The organism is Marinobacter sp. L-46 (assembly GCF_056859535.1).
Window position 1 is genome coordinate 1 of sequence record NZ_JBSXOP010000052.1, and the last position, 25,325, is coordinate 25,325.

Annotated in this window: 30 protein-coding genes and 1 pseudogene; 10 read left to right on the top strand and 21 right to left on the bottom strand. The window is 57.7% G+C overall.

Annotated elements, in window-relative coordinates:
* Positions 1–86 precede the first annotated feature (86 nt).
* Complete coding sequence (locus AC13DJ_RS07395; protein WP_482933518.1) at positions 87–413, bottom strand: hypothetical protein; 327 nt, start codon at positions 411–413, stop codon at positions 87–89.
* Between the two features lie 83 nt (positions 414–496).
* Positions 497–2,158, bottom strand: a complete 1,662-nt coding sequence (locus AC13DJ_RS07400) for an ABC transporter permease (protein WP_482933519.1) — start codon at positions 2,156–2,158, stop codon at positions 497–499.
* Between AC13DJ_RS07400 and AC13DJ_RS07405 the strand changes: the two genes are divergently transcribed.
* Entirely contained in the window at positions 2,157–2,450 is a 294-nt protein-coding gene (locus tag AC13DJ_RS07405; RefSeq protein WP_482933520.1) for a hypothetical protein, read from the top strand. The genes AC13DJ_RS07400 and AC13DJ_RS07405 overlap by 2 nt on opposite strands.
* An 8-nt stretch (positions 2,451–2,458) precedes the next feature.
* Here AC13DJ_RS07405 and AC13DJ_RS07410 read toward each other — a convergent pair whose 3' ends face one another.
* Together AC13DJ_RS07410 and AC13DJ_RS07415 are read right to left on the bottom strand one after the other, a co-directional pair.
* Positions 2,459–2,848, bottom strand: a complete 390-nt coding sequence (locus AC13DJ_RS07410) for an ABC transporter ATP-binding protein (protein WP_482933521.1) — start codon at positions 2,846–2,848, stop codon at positions 2,459–2,461.
* 9 nt (positions 2,849–2,857) lie between these two features.
* Positions 2,858–3,574 (bottom strand): outer membrane lipoprotein-sorting protein, encoded by a 717-nt coding sequence (locus AC13DJ_RS07415; protein ID WP_482933522.1) that lies wholly within the window; start codon positions 3,572–3,574, stop codon positions 2,858–2,860.
* Between the two features lie 375 nt (positions 3,575–3,949).
* Between AC13DJ_RS07415 and AC13DJ_RS07420 the strand changes: the two genes are divergently transcribed.
* Together AC13DJ_RS07420 and AC13DJ_RS07425 are read left to right on the top strand one after the other, a co-directional pair.
* Positions 3,950–4,369 (top strand): hypothetical protein, encoded by a 420-nt coding sequence (locus AC13DJ_RS07420; RefSeq protein WP_482933523.1) that lies wholly within the window; start codon positions 3,950–3,952, stop codon positions 4,367–4,369.
* A 29-nt stretch (positions 4,370–4,398) separates the two neighbouring features.
* Positions 4,399–4,689 (top strand): efflux RND transporter permease subunit, encoded by a 291-nt coding sequence (locus AC13DJ_RS07425; RefSeq protein ID WP_482933540.1) that lies wholly within the window; start codon positions 4,399–4,401, stop codon positions 4,687–4,689.
* A gap of 123 nt (positions 4,690–4,812) precedes the next feature.
* Here AC13DJ_RS07425 and AC13DJ_RS07430 read toward each other — a convergent pair whose 3' ends face one another.
* The 7 genes and pseudogenes from AC13DJ_RS07430 to AC13DJ_RS07460 all read right to left on the bottom strand — a co-directional run bounded on the left by AC13DJ_RS07430 (position 4,813) and on the right by AC13DJ_RS07460 (position 9,989).
* A complete protein-coding gene (locus AC13DJ_RS07430) occupies positions 4,813–5,415 on the bottom strand; it encodes a YncE family protein (RefSeq protein WP_482933524.1) in 603 nt (200 codons plus the stop codon).
* Positions 5,390–5,887, bottom strand: coding sequence for a YncE family protein (locus AC13DJ_RS07435; RefSeq protein ID WP_482933525.1), 498 nt, complete (start codon positions 5,885–5,887; stop codon positions 5,390–5,392). The genes AC13DJ_RS07430 and AC13DJ_RS07435 overlap by 26 nt, the downstream gene beginning before the upstream one ends.
* A 53-nt stretch (positions 5,888–5,940) precedes the next feature.
* Positions 5,941–6,327 carry a DUF302 domain-containing protein gene (locus AC13DJ_RS07440; RefSeq protein ID WP_288944953.1) on the bottom strand — a complete coding sequence of 129 codons (387 nt, stop codon included), beginning with the start codon at positions 6,325–6,327 and terminating at the stop codon, positions 5,941–5,943.
* Positions 6,328–6,338: 11 nt separating this feature from the next.
* A complete protein-coding gene (locus AC13DJ_RS07445) occupies positions 6,339–6,692 on the bottom strand; it encodes a hypothetical protein (protein WP_117618245.1) in 354 nt (117 codons plus the stop codon).
* 157 nt (positions 6,693–6,849) lie between these two features.
* Positions 6,850–7,598, bottom strand: a pseudogene (locus tag AC13DJ_RS07450) (copper resistance protein B).
* Positions 7,595–9,460, bottom strand: a complete 1,866-nt coding sequence (locus AC13DJ_RS07455; protein WP_482933526.1) for a copper resistance system multicopper oxidase — start codon at positions 9,458–9,460, stop codon at positions 7,595–7,597. The pseudogene AC13DJ_RS07450 and the gene AC13DJ_RS07455 overlap by 4 nt, the downstream one beginning before the upstream one ends.
* Positions 9,438–9,989, bottom strand: a complete 552-nt coding sequence (locus AC13DJ_RS07460) for a cupredoxin domain-containing protein (protein ID WP_482933527.1) — start codon at positions 9,987–9,989, stop codon at positions 9,438–9,440. Before AC13DJ_RS07460 ends, AC13DJ_RS07455 begins: the two co-directional genes overlap by 23 nt.
* Positions 9,990–10,187: 198 nt before the next feature.
* On the opposite strand from AC13DJ_RS07460, the gene AC13DJ_RS07465 reads away from it, so the two are divergent.
* Both AC13DJ_RS07465 and AC13DJ_RS07470 read left to right on the top strand, forming a co-directional pair.
* On the top strand, positions 10,188–10,853 hold the full coding sequence (locus tag AC13DJ_RS07465) for a response regulator (protein WP_482933528.1): 666 nt from the start codon (positions 10,188–10,190) through the stop codon (positions 10,851–10,853).
* Positions 10,843–12,174 carry a sensor histidine kinase gene (locus tag AC13DJ_RS07470; protein ID WP_117618250.1) on the top strand — a complete coding sequence of 444 codons (1,332 nt, stop codon included), beginning with the start codon at positions 10,843–10,845 and terminating at the stop codon, positions 12,172–12,174. Before AC13DJ_RS07465 ends, AC13DJ_RS07470 begins: the two co-directional genes overlap by 11 nt.
* 33 nt (positions 12,175–12,207) lie before the next feature.
* On the opposite strand, the gene AC13DJ_RS07475 is transcribed toward AC13DJ_RS07470, so the two are convergent.
* Both AC13DJ_RS07475 and AC13DJ_RS07480 read right to left on the bottom strand, forming a co-directional pair.
* A complete protein-coding gene (locus AC13DJ_RS07475; protein WP_482933529.1) occupies positions 12,208–13,578 on the bottom strand; it encodes a hypothetical protein in 1,371 nt (456 codons plus the stop codon).
* A gap of 87 nt (positions 13,579–13,665) precedes the next feature.
* Positions 13,666–15,129, bottom strand: a complete 1,464-nt coding sequence (locus AC13DJ_RS07480) for a hypothetical protein (RefSeq protein WP_482933530.1) — start codon at positions 15,127–15,129, stop codon at positions 13,666–13,668.
* A 293-nt stretch (positions 15,130–15,422) separates the two neighbouring features.
* On the opposite strand from AC13DJ_RS07480, the gene AC13DJ_RS07485 reads away from it, so the two are divergent.
* Together AC13DJ_RS07485 and AC13DJ_RS07490 are read left to right on the top strand one after the other, a co-directional pair.
* Positions 15,423–15,647 carry a hypothetical protein gene (locus AC13DJ_RS07485; RefSeq protein ID WP_482933531.1) on the top strand — a complete coding sequence of 75 codons (225 nt, stop codon included), beginning with the start codon at positions 15,423–15,425 and terminating at the stop codon, positions 15,645–15,647.
* An 88-nt stretch (positions 15,648–15,735) separates the two neighbouring features.
* Positions 15,736–16,089, top strand: coding sequence for a hypothetical protein (locus AC13DJ_RS07490; RefSeq protein WP_482933532.1), 354 nt, complete (start codon positions 15,736–15,738; stop codon positions 16,087–16,089).
* Positions 16,090–16,154: 65 nt separating this feature from the next.
* Here AC13DJ_RS07490 and AC13DJ_RS07495 read toward each other — a convergent pair whose 3' ends face one another.
* Positions 16,155–18,560 (bottom strand): copper-transporting P-type ATPase, encoded by a 2,406-nt coding sequence (locus tag AC13DJ_RS07495; RefSeq protein ID WP_482933541.1) that lies wholly within the window; start codon positions 18,558–18,560, stop codon positions 16,155–16,157.
* 409 nt (positions 18,561–18,969) lie between these two features.
* Here AC13DJ_RS07495 and AC13DJ_RS07500 point away from each other — a divergent pair, with 409 nt between their 5' ends.
* Together AC13DJ_RS07500 and AC13DJ_RS07505 are read left to right on the top strand one after the other, a co-directional pair.
* Positions 18,970–19,551, top strand: coding sequence for a type II glyceraldehyde-3-phosphate dehydrogenase (locus tag AC13DJ_RS07500; protein WP_482933533.1), 582 nt, complete (start codon positions 18,970–18,972; stop codon positions 19,549–19,551).
* Between the two features lie 2 nt (positions 19,552–19,553).
* Positions 19,554–20,486 (top strand): phospholipase D-like domain-containing protein, encoded by a 933-nt coding sequence (locus AC13DJ_RS07505; RefSeq protein WP_482933534.1) that lies wholly within the window; start codon positions 19,554–19,556, stop codon positions 20,484–20,486.
* A 368-nt stretch (positions 20,487–20,854) separates the two neighbouring features.
* On the opposite strand, the gene AC13DJ_RS07510 is transcribed toward AC13DJ_RS07505, so the two are convergent.
* From AC13DJ_RS07510 to AC13DJ_RS07525, 4 genes are read right to left on the bottom strand one after another with little or no spacing between them, the layout of a single operon-like run.
* Positions 20,855–21,523 carry a hypothetical protein gene (locus AC13DJ_RS07510; protein ID WP_482933535.1) on the bottom strand — a complete coding sequence of 223 codons (669 nt, stop codon included), beginning with the start codon at positions 21,521–21,523 and terminating at the stop codon, positions 20,855–20,857.
* A 31-nt stretch (positions 21,524–21,554) separates the two neighbouring features.
* Complete coding sequence (locus tag AC13DJ_RS07515; protein WP_482933536.1) at positions 21,555–22,070, bottom strand: outer membrane lipoprotein-sorting protein; 516 nt, start codon at positions 22,068–22,070, stop codon at positions 21,555–21,557.
* Complete coding sequence (locus AC13DJ_RS07520) at positions 22,067–22,531, bottom strand: MMPL family transporter (RefSeq protein ID WP_482933542.1); 465 nt, start codon at positions 22,529–22,531, stop codon at positions 22,067–22,069. The genes AC13DJ_RS07515 and AC13DJ_RS07520 overlap by 4 nt, the downstream gene beginning before the upstream one ends.
* Entirely contained in the window at positions 22,528–23,226 is a 699-nt protein-coding gene (locus tag AC13DJ_RS07525) for an MMPL family transporter (RefSeq protein ID WP_482933537.1), read from the bottom strand. Before AC13DJ_RS07525 ends, AC13DJ_RS07520 begins: the two co-directional genes overlap by 4 nt.
* On the opposite strand from AC13DJ_RS07525, the gene AC13DJ_RS07530 reads away from it, so the two are divergent.
* Positions 23,136–23,396, top strand: coding sequence for an ArsR/SmtB family transcription factor (locus AC13DJ_RS07530; RefSeq protein ID WP_482933543.1), 261 nt, complete (start codon positions 23,136–23,138; stop codon positions 23,394–23,396). The two genes, AC13DJ_RS07525 and AC13DJ_RS07530, sit on opposite strands and share 91 nt — an antisense overlap.
* 43 nt (positions 23,397–23,439) lie before the next feature.
* Here AC13DJ_RS07530 and AC13DJ_RS07535 read toward each other — a convergent pair whose 3' ends face one another.
* From AC13DJ_RS07535 to AC13DJ_RS07545, 3 genes are read right to left on the bottom strand one after another with little or no spacing between them, the layout of a single operon-like run.
* On the bottom strand, positions 23,440–23,793 hold the full coding sequence (locus AC13DJ_RS07535) for a c-type cytochrome (protein ID WP_053113997.1): 354 nt from the start codon (positions 23,791–23,793) through the stop codon (positions 23,440–23,442).
* Positions 23,790–24,104: a cytochrome c gene (locus tag AC13DJ_RS07540; protein WP_482933538.1), complete on the bottom strand. Its 315-nt coding sequence runs from the start codon at positions 24,102–24,104 to the stop codon at positions 23,790–23,792. The genes AC13DJ_RS07535 and AC13DJ_RS07540 overlap by 4 nt, the downstream gene beginning before the upstream one ends.
* A gap of 12 nt (positions 24,105–24,116) precedes the next feature.
* Positions 24,117–25,094, bottom strand: coding sequence for a porin (locus tag AC13DJ_RS07545; protein WP_482933539.1), 978 nt, complete (start codon positions 25,092–25,094; stop codon positions 24,117–24,119).
* Between the last annotated feature and the right edge of the window lie 231 nt (positions 25,095–25,325).

Here is a 25,325-nt window from a genome sequence, read left to right on the forward strand (position 1 = left end):
CAATGGGGGAAAGGGGGAGTTGTGCCTGAATGCCGGAAACTGGCTAAATAATCGCCAACTTCGACCATGACCACTCGGATCTGGCACTACCAGGCTTGGTCTGCGAAGGTTGTTGGAGCACTATGAGAAATCCGGGCTAAGGCTCCCCAGGGTTTGTCCCAGAGAATGGCGTCCACACCCACCCGTTCATCCGGCTCCAGTTGCAAAGGGCTGACAGGATTGAGGATGTCCATCGGGTTCCAGATCAGGGCCGTGGACCAGTTCACCTGCTGGCGGCCGAAGCGGAAATCACCGGCCGGCGACCGCCACTGCACCGTGCCACGATAGAACTGGTGGCGCGCCAGCAATGTCCCCGACTCGTGAATATCCCCCTGCAGATCCCAGTAGCGAGGTTCCGGGGCATCCCGGAGCAAGGCGAACTCCGGACTGGCTGAACCCGGCCTCAACACCTGAAGCCAGCATCAGGCAGACCAGCCCTGACGCCACTTGCCAGTGCCTAGCCATGATGAATGGCCTCGACCGGGTCCAGCCGCGCCGCCCGCCATGCCGGATACAGCGCCACCGTCACCGAACAGAGAAACAGCAGCAGGCTGGGCAGCCAGACATGATCAAACATCAGCACCGGATAGACCCGGTCGGTAATGCCCGGAATGGTTTCCAGCGCCCCGCTGATCGAGGACAGGTCAATGCCGGCCTGGTTCAGCCAGTAGACCAGCGCACCGCCCGCCAGGGTTCCGGCCACCATGCCGAGTACCGCCAGAAAGAACGCCTCGAACACAATCGTCAGCAGCAACTGGACACCTCGGGTTCCCAGTGCCAGCATGACGCCCAGTTCCCGGGTCCGCTCCATCACCGACATCACCATGGTATTCATGACCCCGATGGCCACCACCGGCAGCAGGGTTTCCCAGTCCTGGGCCACCAGTCCGTCCCCGCTCAGCGACTTGTTCAGGGTGCGCGCCAGCGCGGCGCTCCCGGCGCGGTCCGACAGCCGCAGCGCGATCCGCGAGGCTTCGCCCCCCTGCAGGCTGCCCAGGCGACGGGCGGCCTCGATATCAATAAACGCATACTCACTGTCGAACAGGTCACTTCCGGTACGGTAGATACCGCGAATCGCCTGAGCCCCGGAGGCCAGGTCGCCTGACTGAACGTAGGCTCCCTGCTCAATATAACCGGCAAGTTCGGTGACGGCCCTCTCCTGTTCCGGCGCAATACCCACCAGTTCCACCGGCAGACTTTTCCCCGGATTCGCCACCATGGCACGAAGCACCACCCGCGGCGCGGCGGCCTCCACTTCAGGGCGTGCCCGCAACTGCCTCAGCAGCGTCGGGCTGTCTGCGATGCGCAGGGCTGGCGACAGATCGACGGCGTGCCCCGCTTCCATCACCTGCACGTGCCCGCTGAGCTGCTGGGTCGAGTTCTGGATCATCTGCTCGAAGAAGCCATCGGCAAAAGCGTACAGGAACAGATAGGCCGCCAGCCCGAACGCGGTGGCGGAGCCGGTAATCACTGACCGTCTCGGGTTGCGGAACACCGAACGGAGTGCCATTTGCGCGAAAATCAGCAGCCGGTGATCGGACGTCACCTGCCAGTGAATCCGGCGGATGCGGTTAATCACCTTGCGCCTGGCTCCCATCGCCTCCAGCGGACTGTTGCGACTCGCCTTCCAGGCCGGGAGGGCGGCCGCCAGCAAGGCTACCGAGACCACCACAACGCCAATCACCACCAGACGCTGGAATTCAATGGTGGGATAAACGATGCCGCTGAGCCCCGGCATGGTATCCATGGCCTTGATATAGGCGCTGAAATCCAGCCCATACCTGCCGAAATAGCCGGTCAGCGACAATCCCAGCACCAGCCCCAACAGATAGCCGAGGCCGGCCAGAATCGCGGTTTCCAGAAGCACCAGCCAGACGATGCGGCTGCTTGGCGTGCCCAGCGCCATCATCACCCCAAACTCCCGGCTGCGCTCCAGCACCGACATCAGGATGGTATTGACGATACCGGCGGCCACTACCACGAACACCACGAAGATCACGATATAGGCGACGGCGTCGTGAAAGGCCACCATCTGCACCAGCGATGGCATCAGGGCCGGCCAGCCCAGGACCTCCACGTCGTGGCCCTGCAGCCGATCCCGCACGGCTGGCCAGGGCATGGCCCGTTACCCGGGGAGTGGTCGCCGCCACACCGGTTACGGCCGACACATCCTCTGCGAGATTCCAGCGCTCGGCCAGGGCAATGTTCATCTCCCGGTCGTCGTGAAAGCCGCGCTGATGTACCTTCAGGTCGCCGGTCACATAGCCAGTCATGTTGTTGATCATCTGGGCGTTGATGCCATCGATGAATGCCCAGAGAAACACCAGTCCGCCGACACCGACGGCCACCGACAACAGTGTGATGGCGGTGCGCCGGCGATTAACCCGGAGATTGCCAAAAGCCAGCCGTAGCCACGCCATCACGGCCGTATTTCCTCACGCTCGGCGCGGCGCTCCCGGAACGGCACTCCCCGTAGCATCAACACGTACTCGACATTCTCCTGCGCCGACAGCACACCGATCAGGTTGTATTCCTGAAAGACAAAGCCGATCTTCCACAACCGCAGAAGGGTCCGCTTCTTGCGGCTGAGCCCGGTGATTTCCTCACCCGCCACCTGGATACGCCCGCTATCCGGCTCGTCCAGGGCTCCAATCTGGTTCAGCAGGGTGGTCTTGCCCGACCCTGACGGGCCCACCAGCGTTGTGAACTCACCGGCGTCGATGGCGACCGACACTTCATCCAACGCCTTGACGGCAATCGAATCCTGACGGTAGATCCGCGACGCATTCTCCACGTTAACGATGCTCATAGCCGGCCCTCACTGTGGGTTGCGCAGGCGGCGCAATGAAAACAGCGCCTCATCGAGCGGCAGGTCGAATTCGATGGACTCAATCGTGATCACCGTGCGGGACTCGGGGTTATCGGCGTCCACCATCGTCCAGCGGGTGGGAATGCGGCGCCCGCCCATGGTTTCGATCTGGTCATAGGTCATGCGCTTGACGACCTGGTCGCGCTCGCCATAGTAAGCAGCCGACACCGGGATAGCATCGGCGCGGATCCTGAATTCCAAACGGCTCCACACCACCGGCGCGTCGGGCCGGGGCGTCGAGACGATCCGGTACACAGGCACCTCGCCCGAATCGTCGGTCTCGACCAGCTCATGGGTGTAGTCTTCAACGAACGAGCTTTCCTTGACCAGATCGTCGTTGCTGAAGTTTGAACCCATCCAGGGCTGCAGCATCATCGATGGCGGGATCTTGATGGTACGATCAACCTTGGGCAGGTAATTCCACATGGCATCGCCGATTCGCAGCGAGCCAATGCCAGCCTCTTTTTTGGGCGCGTGAATGCGGATCAGCGTGTACTCCGGGCGGTCCATCCAGGCTTCCAGTTCCAGAGTGCGGGTCCAGTACTCGGATTCGATGCGCATGGTGAAGCGGCCGTGGTTGCTGTCGGACCAGAGGGTATCTTCCATGCCGGCCACCAGTTGTTCGGCGTCCGGAGCCTGGGCCAGTGCCCGAAGGGAGTAGACCACCAGGGTCAAAAAGAGTGCAGTGAGGGTAAGCGGTTTTTGGCTCATGCGCGTTTTCGGATTGTCTGATTATCGTTACTTTTTTGGTTGCAGCCACCTTATAGAAGGTATGAGTAGCTCAAAGATCAAGCAAATAGTCCGGTTGCTGCGGAAGAACCGACAAATTTAACAGTTTTGGGCGAAACGGCCGGACCGGTGCTGGAAATTATAGCCAAAATCAGGCCAACCTCACCTCCGGCATTTTCCCTTCCCTGTTCCGCCCTCCCATCGCCTGATTACATCGCAAAAGCGCGTCATCAGCCGCTGTAGCCCGGGGCTACAGCACCACAATGGCATTTATTCCAGGGTGATACATCATGGAACCGCAGGACTATCATTATGAGACGATTTGACTGGCCCTGGCAGGCCTTGCTGAGCGCGTGCGTGCTTGTCCTGCCCCTGCTTGCCCAAGCACAAACTTCCGGCTGGGACGCCTGGCTGGCATCCCAGGTACAACAACACCCTGACGTGCTCGCCGCTCGCGAGCAATGGCTGGGTTCCAACGCCAGTGCCGATGCGGTGGAGCAGCCTATCTACAACCCGGAGCTGTCCACCGATCTGGAGCGTAATGGCGACGACGACAACTACCGCGTCGGCGTTCAGCAGACCATCGACTGGTGGGACAGACGGGGCGCAAGACGTCAGCAAGCGGGCTATCTGCGAAGCGCTGCCGAAGCGCTGTACCGGCAACGAGTACTGGACAAGACCGCTGAGGCGCTGGCAGTCGCTGAAGGCGGAAGCCGAGGTGACACGGCGTAGCACCCGGGCGGAACCGACCGTTGGGCTCAATGCCGGTCGTGAGTCAGTGCCGTTTTATTATTCCCAAACTGAATCTGGATGTCTTTGCGGATGTGACCAACGTTCAGGTGTCGGTGAATACCGAGGTACCAGGGCTCGCCGCCGAAGAGGTGGAGCAGCTCATTACTTACCCCATCGAAGCAGTGATGTACGCCCTGCCTGACGTCGGGTATCATCGTGGGCGGGTTGGTGACAGCCACGTTTTTGACACTGTTTGTCTTGCCGGTGTTGTTTGCCTGGTTTTCAAAAGGCAGGTTAAAGGACAGGGAATAAACCTTTGAGCCTGCTGCTGCCGTTCCGGTGGCAGCAGCCCTGTTTGCCATCAATCCACGCGGGGTATACCCGGGTATCCGCCCGCCATGGTCGGGTTATGGGTCGCCGGTTCAGGCCCTGCGCCGGCCCGGTCAATGAGACTGGATCGAAATCTGATGGCCGGTGCCATTCAGCGCAATCTCGTCAATAATTTCAAGGGATGCCGGATCGAGCACCCAAAGCCTGCCTTCGGCACGACTGGTAACCAGCAGGCGGCCATTGCCGGGAGATACTGCCAGATGGTAGGGGGCCGGCGCCAGTGACACGCTATGGCGGGTCCCGCTGGCAAGATCGATCCGGACGACCCGGTCGCCGCCCTTACTGGTTGCGTACAGTATCCCGCCGTCGGCGCTCAGGCCAACGCCATGAGATTCCGCCCCGACATCATACCTTGCCGCCACGGCGCCTTTGGAAAGCTCCAGGGCAACAACCTGGCCCGAGTCGACATCATTGACATAAAGCCGTTCGTTGCCGGGGGCGAGCACCATATGCTCCGGACTACCGCCAACCCGAAGATTGCGTTTGACGAACCAGTGCCGGGTATCCACTTCGCTGACCGTGCCGTTGCCGGTATTGCTGACCAGCAGAGACTGACCGTTGTCGGTCGCTACCACGTAGTTGGGCGCCGGGCCCGTCGCCACGGTTTCAACCAGCTGTCCGGATTCCAGGTCAACCACACTGATACCGCCGCCCATGGCGGTGCGTGGAAACAGCGTAGCGACCGTCAGGGGTCACCAGTACATGGTGCACCGGCCCAGGCACCTCCAGCGTGCGGGCAATCGCGTTCGTGGAGGTATCGACAACATAGATCCGCCCGGTATTGGCGTCTTCCGGAGCTGCCGCGGGCGCACCACCCCCATGATGGGCGGCATGCTCATCTTCCGTCACGCCCTCCGGGCGACTGACCGGTTCCTGGCTGTCGTGAGCGGTCAGGCTGCCGGCAACCAGATAGCGGCCATCGGGTGTCAGTGCCGAGCCATGGGTATTGATGGTCCCGCTGATCGTCGACGTTATCTGGTAACTTTCCAGATCAATAACGCCCACGGAATCCGCCGTCCCCATGGGTACGAATGCCCGGGCACTGTCTCCCATCGCCGTCAGGGACAGGCTCATCAGGACAGTGGCTACCAGCGAGGAGCGCCACCGGTTACGCGCCTGGAGTTTCATAAAACCACCTCCTCAGGTCAGGGTACAACGGGAATCAGATCTCTCTCGGTCACTCAAATCGATTCAACAACCTTTAAAAGCATTTCCCTGACTTTTCCAGCAACCTGCTTGAGCTCGTCGTTATCAATAGCGGTCATGGAAGCCACGGGGTCTATCGCGCTGACCTCGATACCCTCCACAACTTCGCGAAGAATGACGTTACACGGCAGCATCGCGCCGACACGAGGCTCCACGCCAATGGCTTCCCAGGCCATACCTGGGTTACAGGCCCCGAGAATCCGGTACGCAGACATATCCTTGTCCAGCTTTTTCTTCATCGTGGCCTTGACGTCAATTTCCGTCAGCACCCCGAAGCCGTGATCGGTAAGCGCCTGACGCGTTCGTTTGTCCACCTCCTCGAAACCCGCATTGCCGATAAGTCGGTCAATCGTGTATGACATACAACCTCCTGTTATTTTTTCATCGGCGGGATTTTCGAACAGCAAAACGGCTCATGCTTGGCATTGGCCCGGACGTTGTCGTCCGTATAGCGATACCACGCCAGTTTCCGCCGGGTCCACCAGCCCGCTTTCAACCGGCCTCCATGGAGCTCGATCAGCTCCAGCAGCTCATCGGTGGACCAATGGGTCCCATCGAAGGTGACATGCAGCTGGTTGCCCGGTTTGCGCTCGGCAAAATCGACGCAGGGATGGTGGTTGAGTTCGTGGATAAAATCGTCCCACTCACTCTCGCCAAGGTCTTCGACGGTCAGTTTCCGGCGCAACAGAAACTGCGCCTGATTACTTGCTTTGTGTGCTTTGGTCATGGGAGTGCACCTCGTTGCCTCGCTACCTACCCTCTATCACACCATGCCAACCTGAACTGCGACTGAATACAGGTGAAAATTCCAGGTGGACTTGACCCAGATCAAAGTGTAGACAGAAACAGGCCCGGGGAGTATCCCGGGCCCGTCAGCCCCACGATCAGAACGCGATGCGGGCGCCGATCACGGCAAACCAGTCTTCCGTACCACCGCCCCGGCTTTGGCGAAATCCGCGGTATCGCCGTACTTGCGCTCGTGCACCACACCCACATAGGGCGAGAACGTGCGGTCAATCAGGCCATAACTCAACCTGAGGCCGGTTTCGGTGGACACCAACCCCTTGCCGACGCCAATTTCCCGGTCCTCGCTGAACGCTACCGTCGCATCCAGAGTCGCATACAGGATCCAGTAGTTGGTCAACAGCCACTCGTATTCGGCATCCAGATCGGCGGATGTGTCGCCCTCGTCACTCATGTACAGGTTCGCATCGATCTCAAACCACTGGGGCGCCAGCCCGACAACACCGAGCACCGCGTACGTCCGGTCCGGACCCTCGGGTGTGTCGAACCGGACGCCGGCTTTGGCATCAAAGAACTTGGAAATCGGCACCTGCCCCACCAGCTGGTTTTCCAGTGATTCGTAGGCCCGCTCCTCCAGGCTGTACTCACCTTTTGAAATCCACCGGAGTTTCAGCTCGTCGGTGCCGTAGAAGGAATCCGCTTCCCAGACTCCCAGCTCCTCATCATCGTCACTGTAGCGGTATTCAAACTCCTCCAACTGCACACCCCAGGTCGTGAGCGGCTGCTTACGCGCGGTGGTGTCGGAAATCATCTCCTGAGCCGCTAACGCGGTTGGGAAGCCGATCGAAACGAGCAGGCTCACAGCACCCAGCAATCGAATACGGCTCATGCCTCACCTCCATCTTTGGCAATCACGTCTGTTTTGGCCTGCGTCGACTCTGGCCCACCTTCAACAATGACCTTGCGGAACATACCAGCGGCCGCGTGATAGGACAGGTGACAGTGGAACGCCCACTGACCGGGCGCGTCGACCTCGGTTTCCATGTAAAGCGTGGTGCCTGGCTGCACACTGACCGTGTGCTTGATCGGGTTCCATTGGTCTGCACCAACATCGAGAATGGACCACATACCGTGCAGGTGCATAGGGTGAGTCATCATGGTCTCGTTCACGAATTTGAAGCGAACTCGCTCACCGTATTTGAGACGAATTGGGTCTGCGTCTTCGTACTTGACGCCATTAATGCTCCAGATATAGCGCTCCATGTTGCCGGTCAGTCGAAGCTCGATTTCCCGGGTCGGTTCCCGGTCTTCATACAGCGGGTTTTGAGCTTTCAGGTCTGCATAGGACAGGAATTTGCCGCCATTCGCCGCCACGGGCACAAGGCCACTGCCCTTCGCGTAGAACGGATCGCTCGCGCCACCTTTGGGCATCTCCATGGAATCGTGGTCCATGCCCGCCATGCCCGAATGATCCATCTCCTGCATGCCCGAATGATCCATCTCCTGCATGCCCGAATGATCCATCTCCTGCATGTTCGAATGATCCATACCGGCCATACCGGAGTGATCCATCCCCTTCATGGACGGGTCGCCCATACCGGACATGCCGTCGGTACCGCTCATATCCATACTGCCGTGGTCCATGCCCGCCATGCTACCGTGGTCCATACCGGGCATATCGGCCATGGTCAGGCGCGCAGGCTCACGCAGTTGGGGAACGGCGGCTTCCATTCCTTCTTCCGGAGCCAGCGTTGCTCTTGCATAGCCCGAACGGCCCATGGACTCAGCGAAGATGGTGTAGGCCTGCGCCTCCCTGGGGCGGACAATCACATCGTAGGTTTCTGCCACGCCGATCCGGAATTCGGCGACATTGACCGGCTGTACGTTATTGCCGTCTGCCTGCACAACCGTCATATCCAGGCCGGGAATCCGAACGTCAAAATACGTCATCGCCGAGGAGTTGATGAAACGCAGCCGGATGCGCTCCCCCGGTTCGAAGAGGCCGGTCCAGTTCTGCTCCGGCCCCTTGCCGTTGATCAGACCGGTAAAGCCGTGCAAGTCCTCGACATCCGCTTTCATCATGCGCATGTTACCCCAGGCCATCCGGTCCCGGACCGTATTCATCAGGCCATTTTCAGAAACGTCCGAAAAAAACTCACCCACCGTTTGCTGCTTGCGGTTGTAGTAATCGGGTATCATTTTCAGGTTCCGCATGATGCGGTCACCGGAGTGCGGGTGTTTGTCGGTCAGCTGAACCACGTACTCACGGTCGTAACGGAACGGCTCACGCCCCTCGGGTTCGATGACAATGGCACCGTAAGCACCGTCAGGCTCCTGGAAGCCGGAGTGGCTGTGAAACCAGTAGGTACCCGTCTGCTGGATGGGAAACTGGTAGGTAAAGGTTTCTCCCGGCTTGATTCCGGGGAAACTGATACCGGGCACGCCGTCCTGATCGAAGGGAAGGATCAGCCCGTGCCAGTGAATGGAGGTCATCTCATCGAGGTTATTGGTCACATTGATGGAAACCTCTTCGCCTTCCCTGAAGCGCAGAACCGGCCCGGGGGATTTGCCATTGTAGCCGATACCCGTTTTGACAAAGTCGCCGGTATCGATTTTTACCCGATCGACTGTGAGGCTGTATTCCCCTGCCAGGCCGATCACCGGCAACAGCAGAGCCGCAAGGCCGAGGATTTCGCCGGCGCGGCGGGAGCGGTTGATAAGAAAGGGATCAGTCGAAATCCACTTCGCCATACATACCGGCCTGATAGTGCCCGGGCACGTTGCAGGCAAACTCGATATCACCTTTATCGGAAAACTTCCAGACCACTTCCCTGCTCTGCCCCGGCTCCAGCAATACGCTGTTCGGATCGTTGTGTTTCATGGCCTTGCCATTCCCCATATCCATTTCCATCATGTCGCGATTGAGCGTGCCGCCCTGGATAATCCCGTGCTCAACCATCATCATCATTTCCTTCTGGTGGGCTTCGTGCATGGCAGGCGTGCCAATATTGAATTCGTGAACCAGGCTGCCCTTGTTCTCCACTACAAAGCGCACGGTTTCGCCAGGCTTCACATCAATCGAGTCCGGCTCGTAGTAGTTGTCATGCATTTCCACGGTGATTGTCCGAGTGGCTTCTGACGCTTTGCCCGGCTCACCAGTCGCCGCGCCGTGCCCGCCACCATGCCCGCTACCATGCCCTTCGCCATGAGCACCCGCTGCAAATGCCGTTGCGGACATCGAGATCGCGACTGCCGCCACCAAGAACTTTGATGCACTCATCCCATCTTCTCCTGCAATAATTTATAGTAAGCGCTGGTCACACTTGCCCCGAAACTTGAGCAATGTCCAGAATCGGCTGATACCATCGCTCACTAACCTGAATTCTTGCTGAAAATACCAAAATAATTATTATTCAGGCTGGATTCAGGCGCTTCAGCGAGACTGCGCCGGTCATATTGCCACTGGAAAGGAACAACTATGCGATTACTATTGGTCGAAGATGATCGCTTGCTTTCACAAGGCCTCACACGCCAATTAGAGAAATCAGGGTTCAGTGTGGATGCCGCCTACACGGCGAAAGAGGCTATCGTTCTTGGCGAGCAGGAGGATTACCGGATAAGCATACTGGATCTGGGCTTGCCCGATGGTAACGGTCTGGATGTGCTGGAAAAATGGCGAGCGAACCGCGTCAGCTTTCCTGTATTGATTTTGACTGCAAGGGACGATTGGCATGATAAGGTCAATGGTCTAAAGGCCGGGGCAGACGACTACCTGGCCAAGCCCTTCCAGACCGAAGAGCTGATCGCCCGCCTTAACGCCATAGTGCGTCGAAGCGAAGGAAGAGTCCATTCCCTGGTAAAGGCCGGCCGCTTTGAATTGGACGAGAATCGCCAGAGCCTGAAACTGGAGGGAGGCACGGAACACCCCCTGACAGGCACCGAGTTCCGCCTGTTGCGCTGCCTGATGAGCCGGCCTGGCCAGGTTTTCTCGAAAGAGCAGCTGATGGAACAGCTTTACAACCTTAATGACAACCCGAGTGAAAACGTCATCGAGGCCTATATCCGGAGGCTAAGGAAGCTGGTAGGCCCCAAAACCATCTCAACACGGCGCGGCCAGGGGTATCTGTTCAACGATGTTTCATAGGAAACCAGCGTCAGTCAAGGGAACTCTGCTTGCCCTGCTATTGCCGGCCAGCATTGGCCTGATGGTTCTTGCGTGGCTGGTGCACGGCTTGTTGCTGGAACGAATGTCCAGGGAATTCGTTGAAAGCAGGCTCAAGGACGAAGTCGCGTTCCTTGTACACCAGATTCGCACGTCGAATGGTCGCGTGGATACGCTCCAGACCGGTGATTACTTCCAGGATGTCTTCCATCACGCCTTTGCCATACGGTCGCCCTCCGGGACAATCATTTCGCCCGAGGCCTGGGCGCCTCTTTTAACGCCCTTGATTGAGTCCGGCAATGACGGAACCCTTCGGGTGCACGACACAGAAATAGCTGACGCACCCTCGGATATCCTTGCCTATCGAAAATCCTTCCAGGTAGGCGAAACGCCTATCACTGTGATTGTCTCCGAGGATCTCGGCGCATTGAAACGCAGTCAGGCAGAACTGCATGCCTGGACTGCCATCGTCTCCGTTTTGCTGATACTGCTTCTGGTCGCCGTGATCTGGTTCGGCATTACCCTATCCATGCGCCCTGTTGTAACACTCAAGGCTGCACTAAAAAGGCTCCAGGATGGCAAAATTTCGCGTATTGACGTCCAGTCTCCCGAGGAGTTTCAGCCCCTTGTGGAGCAGCTCAACCAGTTGCTCGACTCTTTGGATCAGCGACTGGAGCGCTCACGAGACGCCCTGGCAAACTTGTCCCACAGCGTTAAAACACCCATCGCAGCTGTCCGGCAGATTCTGGACGACAAAAGCCACCCTCTAAACAACGATCTGAGACACCAGATGGCAGCCCGGCTGAATGACATCGACAAACAGCTTGAAGCGGAAATGCGGCGCAGTCGTTTCGCCGGCCCGCAGGTTGGAAAAAGTGCGTACCCCTTGAAGCAGGCCCGGGATCTTCTTTGGATGCTAGGCCGTTTGTACCCGGAAAAATCCTTTGAGCTGTCCAGCGCCCTTCCCGAGGAAAGCCGCTGGCCGGTTGAAGAGCATGATTTGAACGAGATCCTGGGAAATTTGCTGGATAACGCGGGAAAATGGTCGAACGGTTACGTTGAACTTTCCTTATCACAAGACAACGGGTTAACTCGCATGGTCGTGACCGATGATGGCCCAGGAGTCAATGAAAACGAAATGACCAGCCTGGGTCAGCGCGGGCTACGTCTGGACGAACAAACACCGGGGCACGGCCTTGGGCTCGCCATAGCGAGAGAAATCGTTGAGCGTTACGGTGGGCACGTTACCTTCTCAACAGCTTCTGGTGGTGGCTTGCAAGTGACTGTCGAGATTCCTAATTGACCCTCTATCTGACGCTTTTAAAGGGTCGACGAATTAGCCAGACGGGACACTGTATATGTATATGTGGCTAGCTCCCTGACTGTCACTCTCCTCATTAGCCAGAACGACCAATATCGATTCGTCTCCAGTTATCACGTATGAAAAATCGATCACAAAGGAATTAATCTCACGAATTGGAGTAATCGAGAACCCAGCGCCCGGCGAACTTCTATCCCAACTTGCGCTAACCATTACATCCGATCCTGAAGCGGACGCTAACCCTGCAAAAGCCCCCCTGCGCTTTCTCAGAAAGGTTATAACCTCCCCCTCCTCAGCCATAACCTTCCGGGGAATAGAAAGGTATTGTTCGTTGACGGAATAAGCGTAATCGGGAGTAGTAACGATTTTCCTCTCCTTTAATGGCATAGCGACCCTTGGCAAAGAAACTCTACCCAACTCAAGCCTGGGGAAAGGCTTCCCACCGGGAGACTGCAGCTCAAGATAGCTTTCCGCGACACTGACCCTCGTAGCGTCGTCGATGGGGAAAACTGAAAAGATTTCTCTGTCAGAAAGCGACGAACTCTCTTCGCCAGCTCCGATCCCTGAACCCTTCACAGAGGCAACCATCAGTTTCCCGATGTCTCCGGCAAGCAATTCATATCGCTGGACATGCAACTGGTTATTAATAAACCTTATGGCAACATTCTCTGTTTTTTCAGTTTCTTCCCGCAGCTCCTCCCCAGCGACCTCGAAAAGTTGAGAGTAGATCTTCGTGTATTGCCCCTTGCCTGAGATGTCCCGATCCTGCCCCCATACCACTGCAATCTCAGGATTCGGATCTGAGTCTGACTGGCCAATGGAAAGGTAAATCGCTTTCGAGTTTTTGATGTCTGATTGGAGTTTATCAATTACCTGTATATTACCGTCCTTGAGTGACCCCAACGCCAGCGTTGCATTGGAAAGAAAAATCAGTCGGCTATCCGCACGGGCTGACCCAGGCAGCGCTTCAACCCTCTCTGGATTAAAACCTGCCGGCAACGGTAGAATTCTCTGTGGAGAAGTACTGAAATCAGTGACTGAAGTTGCCTGTTGCGCCTGATCAACAAACGTTGAAAGCAAGTATTTCTGTGAGTCAGCGGATTTAATGGAGATCGCAATTTTATCATTTACTTCAAGAACTTCCAGAACAAGCCCTTCATCGGAAAATCCGGAACGACCGAAATTAACATCAAACCCCCTAACACTAAGGCGCCCCAACAGCGCCAGGAATTCTGTATCTTTATCCAGATCCGGCACATTCGAAACAACACTAATGGCTTTTTTTCCAGTCCATTCCGACAGTGAATCCAGAGGAAGGTCGTAGCCCTCGGCCAGGGCATTCGGCAACACGAATAAAAAGACAAGAAAGGCCAGAACTCGTTTCACAATATGCCCCTTAAAAAAAGAAATTGAGGCCGCCGGTTACGGCGGGCCTCAATCGTTTTGCGATAAATTGAAAAACCTCTCTAGCTTTTAGTAATTCCAGTTAAGCTCAAGCATTGCGACATAGGCCGCATCATCTCCACCGGTCGCATCCTTAACGCCCTTACCCGGCAGGAAGCTGGAAAGCACCAGCCTTGGCGCAAAGTACTCATTGGCCTGGTATTTCACGGCTACGTCCACCTCGGTACCGGCAAAACTGTCCACCGAGCCACTGGCGGTGCTGAGCGATTCAAGCCCCCCGGTCTGCTGGAACCACATCGGGAAGATCTGCGCCTGGTAGGACAGCTTCGGCGAGATTGCCGCAAGGTTACCGGAGCTTCCGAACGACAGCATGATCTGACCCGGGTTGTTACCGGTACCCATGTTGGATATACCACCGTAACCCGCTCCTCCAGGACCGGCCTGATCAAGGGCCAAACCAAAGAGACCCGAGGCAATAGCCCGGTTGGAGTTAGGCTGCCAGCCCATGAACTGACCATCGATACCGATCAGCGGCGAATACCGGCCAATATCGGTAATCCCCACCCAGCCTTCGACGTCGTTGTCGGTCGGATCGTCATCCCCGCTGGTCACCCGGAGTGCGATAAAGGGATTGAAGGCTTCACTAACCGGGTACTCGACGCTCGCGTAACCCGCAAAGGCGCTGATGTCAGAGTTGGAATTATCAACCACTGTACCATTCTCAAGCGTGGATGACCCGCCATTGAAGCTTCCCGTTACCCCTAGCACTTCGGCGCGGATTTTCAGGGCTCCGATATTGCCAATGTACTCCACACCGAAATAGGTCGCCACGGCGTTCTGCTGCTGATTATCACTAAACGTCAGGATTGGCGAGACTCGACTGCCACCCCCCAGGTCGATATCAAACTTCGAGGCATAGACATCCCAGTCCTCCTGCCCGTTAATCTGAGCTATGGTAGGAGTCGGATTTGTCCGCGAGATCAACCCATCGTTGATTGGCATCCAGAAGACGTCGTAACTGCCCCACGAGGTCTTTCCCATGGCGCCGAACAGGGGATGGTCGTCGCCGTACAGCAGCCCTCCGGACCCCATGTCCAGATCCTTGAAGGTCCAGCCACCCTGAACGGTGAAGGCCGGATCAAAGGTATAGGTAAAGTAAGCCTGCTCCAGGCCAAACCGCTCACCACGGTATGCACGGTCAACGGAATTGCCGTCCAGGGCAAAGTCGTTTTCAAGGAGTAGCTTCCCGGTCCAGTTCTTACCGGTGGCGACAACACCAAGCCTCACTTCCGCCCTGACGTACTCATCGCCCACCTGAACAGCACCGGCAGACGTATCCGTGGCACGATCCTCCTTACTGCTGTCCATATCAAAGTTGGAAAAGTAAGTTGGCTGAAACTTGCCCTGGGTAATTATGTCCAGTTTCACGCCCGATGACGTGGGCACTTCCAAAGCCATGGCAGCGGGAACCCCATTTACGGCGAGCAACGCGCCCAAGCACCCCTGACCGATGCGTTTTCCCGTTATTTTCATTGTTCCTCCGACGTCTCTTTATACGAGATTTTTTATATGAGATTTTGTTATCTGGTAACGGCCGAATTCTCCAGCCTGTCATAGGTATAGCAAAGAAAGCTACAAACTGTAAACTGAAACAGACCTGAAAACCGTTGTCTGGCATCTGTTTGACGAGGATTAATGCCGACACTATAGTCCAGACCGTTTATGATAACTGACACCCGCTTCCACACGCCGAACAACCCACCTCAGCTACGGGCTCCAGATGCAAGACTCGACCCACGGTTACCAACGGACGGCCAATAGCGACGATGGAACGGATCGTTCAGGCGATCGAATCAGCCACCGAACTTCCGTCGTACCGTGAGCGTGTACTGTCCTGGGCACCGGAAATCGCACGCTTCGATCCCGGCCCCATAGGGGCGTTCATGGGCTATGACTTTCATCTGGGCCCCGACGGCCCCCGGCTGATCGAGATCAACACCAATGCCGGCGGTGGTAACGCCCAACCCCCATGTGCATGCGGTGCTGGCTGACAAACGAAACCTGACCCTGCTATCTGCTCCCCAATCCCTACGAGACTGGGGGCTAAATGAGGCGGATGTAGGCCATCTGGAGAGGGCCGTGCCGAGAACCAGGCAGGTTTCGAGGAATGACGCAGCTGAGTTGTGGAGTGCCAGGCGCCAACTGTTCTTCAAGCCGGTTGCGGGCCATGGCAGCAAGGGCGTCTACCGGGGCGACAAAGTGACCCGGCGCGTTTTCGAACACATTCTGAATGGCGGTTATATCGCACAGGACCTGGTTCCCGCAGGAGAACGAACCCTGAGAATTGACGATGCCGTGGCCACCAGAAAAGTCGACATTCGCCTGTACACATACGCTGGCAAAAGTCTGCTTGCCGCTGCACGTATATATCAGGGTCAGACAACCAACTTCCGCACGCCCGGAGGTGGGTTCGCGCCGGTCTTTCAGGTGTGAAGATTACCTCTCAGTCAGTCTTCACCCAGTGAGAATAAGGTTGGGGGGGGGACTTTTCATCCCCCCTAGATTTTCTCGCGACGCAGACGCAGGGAGTTCATCACCACTGACAAAGAAGACGCACTCATTGCGAACGCCGCAAAGATAGGTCCTATCAGGATGCCAAAGAATGGGTAGAGCACACCAGCAGCCACCGGCACACCCGCACCGTTGTAGACCAAGGCAAAAAACAGGTTCTGCTTGATATTTCGCATCGTCGCCTGGGACAACCGTCTGGCGCGGACAATGCCATCGAGGTTACCCTTAACCAAGGTAAAGCCCGCGCTCTCAATGGCGACATCCGCGCCGGTTCCCATTGCAATACCAACATCGGCCTGGGCCAGGGCGGGTGCGTCATTCACGCCGTCCCCCGCCATCGCTACCTTGCGCCCCTGGCTCTGAAGTTCGCGAATGATGCTGGCCTTGTCCTCTGGCAGCACATCGGCACGAATCTCATCGATACCGAGTTTACCCGCCACCGCCTTTGCCGTGCGCTCATTGTCGCCAGTTGCCATAATTATGCGGAAGCCAGCGGCGTGGAGGGCCTTGAGCGCAGCGGGTGTCGTTTCCTTGACCGGGTCGGCTACGCTGACAAGGCCTGCAACGGCGCCGTTAAGCACCACAAACATGACCGTTTCGCCTTCATCGCGTCTGCTATTGGCAACCTCCATCAGATGGCCACCGTCCAAGCCCAGCTCTTCCAGTAGTTTGGCATTGCCCAAAGCCACTGGCTTGCCATCCACAACACCCTTGACCCCCTTGCCTGTAACGGCTTCAAAGTCATCGGCCTTTCCAAGCATCACGTTACGTGCCTCGGCGCCTGAAACGATGGCTTCAGCGAGCGGATGCTCTGACCCTTTCTCCAGTGTGGCCGCAAGCCTGAGGACCTCGGTCTCGTCATGACCCGATTCCGGCAGCACCGCCACTAGTCTGGGCTTGCCTTCCGTCAAGGTACCGGTTTTATCCACAATCAAGGTATCCACCTTGGCAAAACGCTCCAGCGCTTCGGCGTTCTTAATCAGCACACCTAACTGGGCACCGCGCCCCGTAGCCGTCATGATCGACATAGGCGTAGCCAACCCCAATGCGCAAGGGCAAGCGATGATAAGCACCGCAACCGCAGACACGAGCGCATACGACAAAGCTGGTACCGGCCCCCAGATGGCCCACGCCACAAAGGACAGGGCCGCCACGGCAATAACCGCTGGTACGAACTTGCCGGCCACCATATCGGCAAACTTCTGGATAGGCGCGCGGCTGCGCTGGGCATTGGCAACCATCTCGACGATTTGACTGAGCGTAGTATCCGCGCCAACCCGGGTCGCCTCCATAACAAGGCTTCCGGTACCGTTGATGGTGGCCCCGGTTACTTTGTCTCCCTCCACTTTCTCTACCGGAACCGGCTCCCCCGAAATCATAGATTCATCAACGGAAGACCGGCCTTCAACAACAACACCATCCACCGGCACCTTGTCACCAGGCCGCACCCGCAGGTGATCACCGACCTTCACATCCTCCAGAGCAACCTCTGTTTCGGTTCCATCGGGCCGGATCAGGCGCGCCGTTTTGGCGGCCATATCCAGCAACGCACGTATGGCTTTACCGGTGCCCTCACGGGCCCTCAGTTCCATCACCTGGCCCAGCAGGACCAGCGTGACGATAACGGCTGCCGCCTCAAAATAAACGCCAACGTTACCCTCGGAGTCCCGGAAGCCTTCCGGGAAGATCCCTGGCACAAGGACCGCTACGATGCTGAAGATATAGGCCGCCCCAACTCCCATGCCGATCAGGCTGAACATATTCAGGTTCATTGTCCGAAACGAGATGTAACCGCGAGCAAAGAAGGGCCAGCCGGACCATAGGATTACAGGAGTAGCAAGCACCAGTTCAATCCAGAGTGACAAACGCTCACCGAAGAAGTCGCGAACCGCCATGACACCGATAAAGGGAGTCATGGTCAAAATCAGCAAGGGCACTGAAAATGCCAGGGCAACCCAGAGCCGACGAGAAAAGTCCACCAACTCCGGGTTGGGCCCCTCATCTTCCGCGGTGGCCGATTCCTGCTCCAGTCCCATACCGCACAGAGGACATGCCCCGGGCTTTGTCTGTCGGACTTGAGGGTGCATGGGACAGGTGTAGACCACACCCGAATATCCAGGCGGCACGCGATCATATTTCCGGTCATCGCCTGACGGTTTTTCATGCTCTCCGGAACACTGGTGCGAATGACCGGAATGATGGTGCGAATGACCGGAATGGGAGCTCGTTCCGGCCTGCTCCATAGGCACAAGGTGCATTCCGCATTTGGGGCAGTCTCCCGGCTCGTCGGATACCACCTCCGGATGCATCGGGCAGGTATACTTCCCCCCTGCTTCTCCGGCTACAGTATTCTCGTCATTCTCGTCACGAGCGCTATTATGTTTTGCAGACATCGTCCGTTCATCCTTTCGTTTGTTCCAGGCCACCCACACAGTGTTCGACCTGGCTCCCGGTAATGGAATTGCCGCATGATGGTTTATTATCTCACTACACCAGACTGAACTGAACCTGAAAAGGACTTTAGCGCCATTTCTTTTTTGACTGGCATCAACTTTTCGCAACTGCCAGTGCACCAAGATACATATTCACAGGGATGTTCAGTTGAAATTCAGCCTTTGCCTATACTGTGGTTACACTGGGGATTTGGCAGGATCATTCACTCTTTTTCAGGAAACCGGGGGGCAAATATGGCCGTTCAGGGAATTATTCGGGTCGCCATCAATGGCTATGGCGTTATTGGCAAACGGGTAGCTGACGCCGTTGCCGTACAGAAAGACATGGCCCTGGCCGGCGTGGCTGACATTGCCACGGACTGGCGGCCACGGGCTGCTGGACCGGGCACGGGGAACCCTTCTGCGCCGGGCCACCGATCCCTGGGAGAGCCATCAGGGCGGGATCATGAATACCCTCGTGCCAGAGCCGGAGATTCCCAGTCACCAGGGCCCGGATGCCCAAAGTGTCGACCCGGACCTGGATGTGGTAACCATGGCGGTCAAGGTTCCGGAGACACTGGCCCACCTGCACTACTGGTCCGTTCAACTGACACGTGAGGCGAGCAAGGACGAAGTGCTCGATGCGTTCCGCACCTCCTCCCGCATTGTTTTCCTCCGGAACAGCGACGGGCTAAGCGCGATCAACAGCGTCAAGGAGTTGATGGCCGACCTTGGCCGACCTCACGACAGCCTGTATGAAGTCGCGCTTTGGGAAGACATGCTCAAGGTGCAGGGTAATGAGCTGTTCTATGCCTATATGGTCGACAACCAGGCGATTGTTGTTCCGGAAACCATCGATGCCATACGCGCACTTACCGGGGCCGAACACGATGGGGAAACGTCGATCAGAAACACCAATGACAGCCTGGGTATCGGCTCTGTTGGCTTATAGATATGAACGGCAACCCCGGCGACGCCGCCTGTGAACCCGCGAGCGGGGCCGTGAAGGATGTGTTCAGGCTGTTCGGTGAGGGAGACCAACTCTATGCGGAGATGGCCCGCTCGATCCGTACCGCCAGCCAGCGTATCTTTCTCGCTTCGTATATCCTGGCGGCGGACGAGGTGGGGGCTGAGCTGCTCGATGAACTGATGAAGCAGTCCCGCCACGGCCTCGACGTGCGAATTCACGTTGACGCGCTGGGCTCAAGCGGCGTCCTTACGCGGCAGCACTGGCGCGACATGCATGTCTGCATCAACGGGCCCCTGGCCACAGAGGCTGACGCTCTGTTCAACGCCTTCTGGTGCGGTGACACGCAATGGAACCCAGGCAGTCACACAGTCGGCGACAGCCGGATCACTCCCAATACCACACGCGCCTGCCGCATCCAGCTGCGGTGCTCCATCAAAGACCAACTGGCTGGAGCATCCGACAAAATCTGGCTGGCGACGCCCTATTTCGTACCGGACCGGGGATTGCGCAAACAACTTGCTCTCGCGGCCCGCCGTGGAGTCGATGTGCGGATCCTGACCACCGAAAAGACCGACTCGACCCCCGCACAATGGGCGGCCCGCGCCATTTACGGAGAACTGTTGGAACACGGCGTTCGCATATTCGAGTACACGCCCCGGCTAATGCATTCCAAAGTGCTGCTCGTTGACGATGTCTGGGGAAGCATAGGGACAGCGAACTTCGACTACAGAAGTTTGTTTATTAACTATGAACTGACGCTGATTTCCACAAACGAAGCCTTGAATGGCCAGTTAAGAAACGAGTTCGTAACTGATTTGCTGGATGCCAGTGAAATCACTGGCATCGCCTGGAAACACCGCGGCTTCATGAAAGGCGTGTATGACACGCTTGGACTGCTGCTACGTAAGTGGCTTTGAACGGGCCCTTGATGCCAATGCCCGACTCCCTCAGAACCCATAGCGCGCCCCGAGATACAGGTTATTGTTATCCTGAAACTGACCGAAGAAGGTTTCCTCCCGCGCGCCGAAAAACAGGTTCCCGCCGACCTCAACAGAGAGATGATCATCAACCTGATAGCCCACCCGGGGGCGCAGGTACGCGTCCCGGTCCGAGGGCGAGTAGAACAGGAACAACGACCACTCCAGATTCTGGCTGTGTGTCAGCCATGTCAGCCGCTGGGTGAGGACGTGGCGATTCTCGTCCCGCACCGGGGCACCCGGGGGCAAGGCCCGCCGGTAGGCCTCAAACTCGCCCATGCGCTCAAGGTAGTATTGCAGGCCCAGGGTCAGGTTACGGGCAATTTCCTGCTCATAGCCGAGCAGCAGGCGCAGCTCGCTGTTGCGTACTGTGGGATCGTCGCCATCGCGGTCTGCGCGGGAATCGTAATAGCCCAGCTCGACGTTGCCGATGCCGGCCCCCACCGGCCCGCCAGTACAACCGCATTGCGCCCGGTCAGCCGCCCTTGCCCTGTGTTGAAGAAAGAGAGACGGCGACCGTCGATGAAGCGATCCGCGTCAAACCGGGGGGTGTAGACAAGGTCAAGATTGGCCCAGCTGGAAAAAGCCGAAACCTTCAGCGCGTCCGAGGGCGCCTTGAGGTACTCCACATCGCGGCCGATAAAAAACGAGACCCAGTCCTTGGGAAACAGATCGTTGATGAACACCAGGCTGGCCTCGCGCAGGTCGAACGCGCCCTCACCCGATTCCAGGTCCACCGACCGATCATCGTCCAGGTCGTCATAGAGAAAATCGCCGGTAAGGCGCAGCGTTACTCCCTTGAAATACTTCTCCGCCTCGAGCTGCAACCGGGTTTCGGCGATGGAGAGATCGCGCTGGTGAGGATCATCGCCCAGCCCCTCCGGCAGCTCGGGCGCGGCCGCCCATAGCGCCCCGGGCGCTGCACCGAGAACGATACCCGTCAGCAACATGCCCCAGAGCAGGCTTCTGGTGTTCATCCACGCCCTCCTGCCCTCAGTGCACCGGTGGTCACTGCAAGTACTCCCTCGGTGCCCGGCGCAGATACCGCTCCGAAAACACGTCTTCCGGCAGGCTCAGGTCATAGTCAATGCCGCTGTAGGTCAGCTCCGTAGTGCCACCGTTACGCAGATTCTCCATCCTCGCCTTGACGACCGTGGGGTAACCCTGAATGTTCTCCACCGCCAGCGCGGTGTAACGCCGGTAGAGGTTGTCACTGTCGTCGATATACTCGGTGCGAACCGGCAGGAACGACTGCTTGTGGATATAGACATCGTAGTAGGCGAACTCAACCTCCCCGGGCCTCTTGGGTTTGTTGCGCACTACGTAGTAGTTATCCGTGGTTTCAATCAGCTCATGGCTGTCGGCATCAATACTGCGCCCGGAGATGTCCTCGTAGAAGAAATCCGAGCCGACGAAGCTGGTGCGTTTGTCGGAGACGGCAATTCGCTTAACCAGATCCAGCGCCGGCAGGTACAGCCAGCGGTCGTCGTCCCGGTCCTGGTGTTTCCAAACCAGGAACGTCATCTGGCTCCCATCCGCCGGTCGTCGGAAATAGACATAGTACTTCTGCTCGCCGAGATAGGCGCCGCCAGCAGCGGCAGGAAACCAACGCCAAGCACGATGGCGTTGCGGGTTATCGCCCGTGCCGGCTCGCCGAACATCGGTGCCACCGAGCGACGCCAGGAGCCGGTCTCGGCCTGAGTGGCGCGGGTACGGGCCAGGAAGTGGATGGCGTAGTCCACGGCGAGCCCCAGACTCAGGGCGCTCAGCACGGCGACCGGCATATCGTAATTCTTGCCGACAATGCCGATCAGACCGTAGATGGCCCCGATGGTCACGGTCAGGGGGATCATGCACAGCAGGCCCCAGAGCAGAGAGCGGAACAATAAGGCCATCAACAGGAGCACAACAACGAAACTGCCGAACAGGGCCATGGCCATGCCGCTGACCATTTTTTCCTGCCAGACGACATTGATATAGTTCAGACCGAACCAGCGTGCCTGGAGCGATGCAGGCGGAGGGACAGTATCCCCATGACCTCCCGGATGGCCCGGTGGCGGTCACGATGCAGGGGATAGCGGTCGAAGAATTCCGAGAGGATATGCACCGCGTCCAGCACCGCAATGGGCATGATGAATACGGGGATCATCGAGCTCATGATGTGGACGGTGCTACCGCTGATCACCAGCAACGCCATGGTGCTCGCAGCCGCCACCATGGCCACGATCATCGCCGAGGTAATGAGCCGGACGTGGCGGAAGAACCACCACATTGCCAGGAAGATGACCAGCATTGCCAGTGGCGCCGAAATCGCCATCTGGTAGAACATCTGCACACCGAACGTGTCCTCCGCCACGGGCAGCCCGGTGATGTAGACCTGATCGCCGGTATCCTTCCAGCCAGCGACTTTGTCAAGCAGGGCTTCGCGGACCCGGTAACTCATGTCCTTGCTGGTCAGCGGCAGGTAAAGGGCGACTGCCTTACCATCGGCGCTGACCAGGGTATTGTCGAACAGCGGAATGCGTTGCGCCCGCTCAAGAATAGCGAGCGCCTGGTTGCGGGTATCCGGCGGCGGATCAGGCCACCAATCTGCTAAAGGCCCTCTCCGGGCGGAGCCGGCTGATGATCCTCTGCCAACTGGTCGACGGCGAGCAGGCGGTGAGCGAACTTGCGGATGCACTGGAGATGCGCCAGGCGGCCGTCTCCCAGCAACTCGCCCTGCTGCGCAAGGACGGCCTGGTATCTGCGCGCCGCGAAGCGCGGACCATACACTACTCCCTGGCGGGAGAGGAGGCGCGCCGGATCATAGAAGTTCTGTATGAGCTGTTCTGCGATAACGACGCATGCTAAGAAGTAGGGCAACAAGGAGTTTCGAGTTGCCCTACTTCAACTACTAATTGCTGGCAAAGGCCTGGCGCATGTATTGAACGATGGCTCCCGCCTGCTCCTTGGTCAATGAGCTGATGCCACCCTTGGCGGGCATCGCCATGGATGAGCCGGGGCTCTTGAAACCCTCCATGATATTGGTAACCAATACATCGTCACTCTTGGTCAGCCGGCCATCGCTCTTTGTGAAGTCAGGAACGCCGGGCAGCTTGCCCTTTCCGTCTGCGCCATGGCAGGCAACGCAGGTGGAGTTATAGAGCTTTTCGCCGGCTTCCACGCTGTCCGCCTGAGCCGCGGCTCCGCCTGAGTAGGCAAAGCTCCCGGCGACCAGGCTGGCGACCAGAAAAGATGATCGTTTCATTTATTCTCCCCCTTATTATCTGCCGGATCATTGGCTTTCTGGAGGAAGGTCAGGATATCCCTTGTTTCCTGCCCGGTTAAGCCCGCTCGGATGCGCATGTGAAGCACGGTTGGCTCCCAGACATCGTCACGGAACTCGGCCGAGTCGCGCATGTTATGGCACCGTGCGCAGTTGTCAGCCCATGACTGGGCGCCCCGGACGAACGCCATGGGGTCGTCGGCGTCCTGGGCAGCGGCTGAACTTGCGCCACCGATGAAAAGCGCGGCCATGAGTGCAGCATTGCTGATGAGGTTGCGGTTCATTAGTTTCATGTTAATACCCTCTTAAAAGCCGTAAGCCAACTGAACGTTGAAGCGCTCGTCATTGTCGATAGCGTTGTCATCGTAATCGTCCACGGTGTAGGCCGCCTTGATGATAACGTTGTTTGCGAACAGGTAATTCACCCCAACGGACCACTGGGAGCGGTTTGCATCGTCATTCGGGGTGTCCAGGTCACCTATGCGGGCAACACCTTCCCACTTGGTATCCGGCACCCGGTAAGCGGCCTGCGCATACCAGGCTGTAAAGTCAAGTTCCCCGCTCACCGCACCATTACGAATTGTGCTGCCGGCTTCGCTTCCCACGGTCTGCTGGATAAATTCACCGCGCAGCTGCAGGGCGTCAAGGTTGTAAACGGCGTCCGCACCCAGAACGGTGTAGTCACGGTCCGGCTCTCCCGCCGTCAGGTTAGATACATCTTGCCCCACGCCAACCTTGCCCAGGGCGCCGGACAGTCCCAGCTCCAGCGCAGGTACCGGCAGGAAGCCTACCCGGCCACCGTAGACAAAATTGCCATCGGCATTCGATGAAGCAGCTCCGGTTTCCATTTCCAGCTCAACCTCATCACCATGCCCATCGACAAGCAGCGTCGGGCCGTTAGAGGTAAAAAGCGCATAGTTGGCGCGCATCGACCCGCTCAACGGGATGCCGCCACGCAACTGAACACCCAGGTCAGAGAGAGGAGCCGCGCCACCGTGACCAAAGCCCACCGGTGCGGTTGGCATCTTGTTGATCCAGCTGGGATGGATATTCTGGCGGAACTGACCGATCGGACTCAGAAACTTACCCGCCACCAGCGCCATGTAGTCGTTCAGGATGAGATCAATTGTCGAATACTCTACTATGACATCGGTTTCACCGTCTGCACCGGTCTCGATTTCAAGCTCACCTTCAAACAGCACTCTGTCGGAAAACTGAAAATGAAAGATCGGCGCAAATCGTGCCGATGTAAAACCGTCCTCTTGCCGGTCGGAGCCCGCCATGAAATCAACGTTGCTATATCCGGACATATGCAGCTTGGACAGCGTATCGAGATTGGGGTATACGGATTTAATGGTTGATGGGGCACCTTCACCCCATCAATCTGATACCACCCTCAGATGGTTGATAGATCGACTCCGTAGTTGAGTTCCTCTGCGAAGTCCGGCAGTCCGTAACCGATGGTTTTCTTGTAGAAAGGAGAGACCTTCGCAGTCGGTGCCTTCTTCTTGTGC

Excerpts from the sequence above, each read along its gene's own strand:
- AC13DJ_RS07460 (WP_482933527.1), bottom strand. The coding sequence starts at position 9,989 with ATGAGTGCATCAAAGTTCTTGGTGGCGGCAGTCGCGATCTCGATGTCC.
- AC13DJ_RS07510 (WP_482933535.1), bottom strand. The coding sequence starts at position 21,523 with ATGAACACCAGAAGCCTGCTCTGGGGCATGTTGCTGACGGGTATCGTT.
- AC13DJ_RS07480 (WP_482933530.1), bottom strand. The coding sequence starts at position 15,129 with ATGAAAATAACGGGAAAACGCATCGGTCAGGGGTGCTTGGGCGCGTTG.
- AC13DJ_RS07400 (WP_482933519.1), bottom strand. The coding sequence starts at position 2,158 with ATGCCCTGGCCAGCCGTGCGGGATCGGCTGCAGGGCCACGACGTGGAG.
- AC13DJ_RS07440 (WP_288944953.1), bottom strand. The coding sequence starts at position 6,327 with ATGTCATACACGATTGACCGACTTATCGGCAATGCGGGTTTCGAGGAG.
- AC13DJ_RS07545 (WP_482933539.1), bottom strand. The coding sequence starts at position 25,094 with ATGGCGGGCTCCGACCGGCAAGAGGACGGTTTTACATCGGCACGATTT.
- AC13DJ_RS07465 (WP_482933528.1), top strand. The coding sequence starts at position 10,188 with ATGCGATTACTATTGGTCGAAGATGATCGCTTGCTTTCACAAGGCCTC.
- AC13DJ_RS07405 (WP_482933520.1), top strand. The coding sequence starts at position 2,157 with ATGGCCCGTTACCCGGGGAGTGGTCGCCGCCACACCGGTTACGGCCGA.
- AC13DJ_RS07455 (WP_482933526.1), bottom strand. The coding sequence starts at position 9,460 with ATGGCGAAGTGGATTTCGACTGATCCCTTTCTTATCAACCGCTCCCGC.
- AC13DJ_RS07410 (WP_482933521.1), bottom strand. The coding sequence starts at position 2,848 with ATGAGCATCGTTAACGTGGAGAATGCGTCGCGGATCTACCGTCAGGAT.
- AC13DJ_RS07425 (WP_482933540.1), top strand. The coding sequence starts at position 4,399 with ATGCCGGTCGTGAGTCAGTGCCGTTTTATTATTCCCAAACTGAATCTG.
- AC13DJ_RS07420 (WP_482933523.1), top strand. The coding sequence starts at position 3,950 with ATGAGACGATTTGACTGGCCCTGGCAGGCCTTGCTGAGCGCGTGCGTG.
- AC13DJ_RS07435 (WP_482933525.1), bottom strand. The coding sequence starts at position 5,887 with ATGAAACTCCAGGCGCGTAACCGGTGGCGCTCCTCGCTGGTAGCCACT.
- AC13DJ_RS07470 (WP_117618250.1), top strand. The coding sequence starts at position 10,843 with ATGTTTCATAGGAAACCAGCGTCAGTCAAGGGAACTCTGCTTGCCCTG.
- AC13DJ_RS07430 (WP_482933524.1), bottom strand. The coding sequence starts at position 5,415 with ATGGGCGGCGGTATCAGTGTGGTTGACCTGGAATCCGGACAGCTGGTT.
- AC13DJ_RS07540 (WP_482933538.1), bottom strand. The coding sequence starts at position 24,104 with ATGAAACTAATGAACCGCAACCTCATCAGCAATGCTGCACTCATGGCC.
- AC13DJ_RS07495 (WP_482933541.1), bottom strand. The coding sequence starts at position 18,560 with ATGTCTGCAAAACATAATAGCGCTCGTGACGAGAATGACGAGAATACT.
- AC13DJ_RS07515 (WP_482933536.1), bottom strand. The coding sequence starts at position 22,070 with ATGACGTTCCTGGTTTGGAAACACCAGGACCGGGACGACGACCGCTGG.
- AC13DJ_RS07535 (WP_053113997.1), bottom strand. The coding sequence starts at position 23,793 with ATGAAACGATCATCTTTTCTGGTCGCCAGCCTGGTCGCCGGGAGCTTT.
- AC13DJ_RS07445 (WP_117618245.1), bottom strand. The coding sequence starts at position 6,692 with ATGACCAAAGCACACAAAGCAAGTAATCAGGCGCAGTTTCTGTTGCGC.
- AC13DJ_RS07485 (WP_482933531.1), top strand. The coding sequence starts at position 15,423 with ATGGAACGGATCGTTCAGGCGATCGAATCAGCCACCGAACTTCCGTCG.
- AC13DJ_RS07505 (WP_482933534.1), top strand. The coding sequence starts at position 19,554 with ATGAACGGCAACCCCGGCGACGCCGCCTGTGAACCCGCGAGCGGGGCC.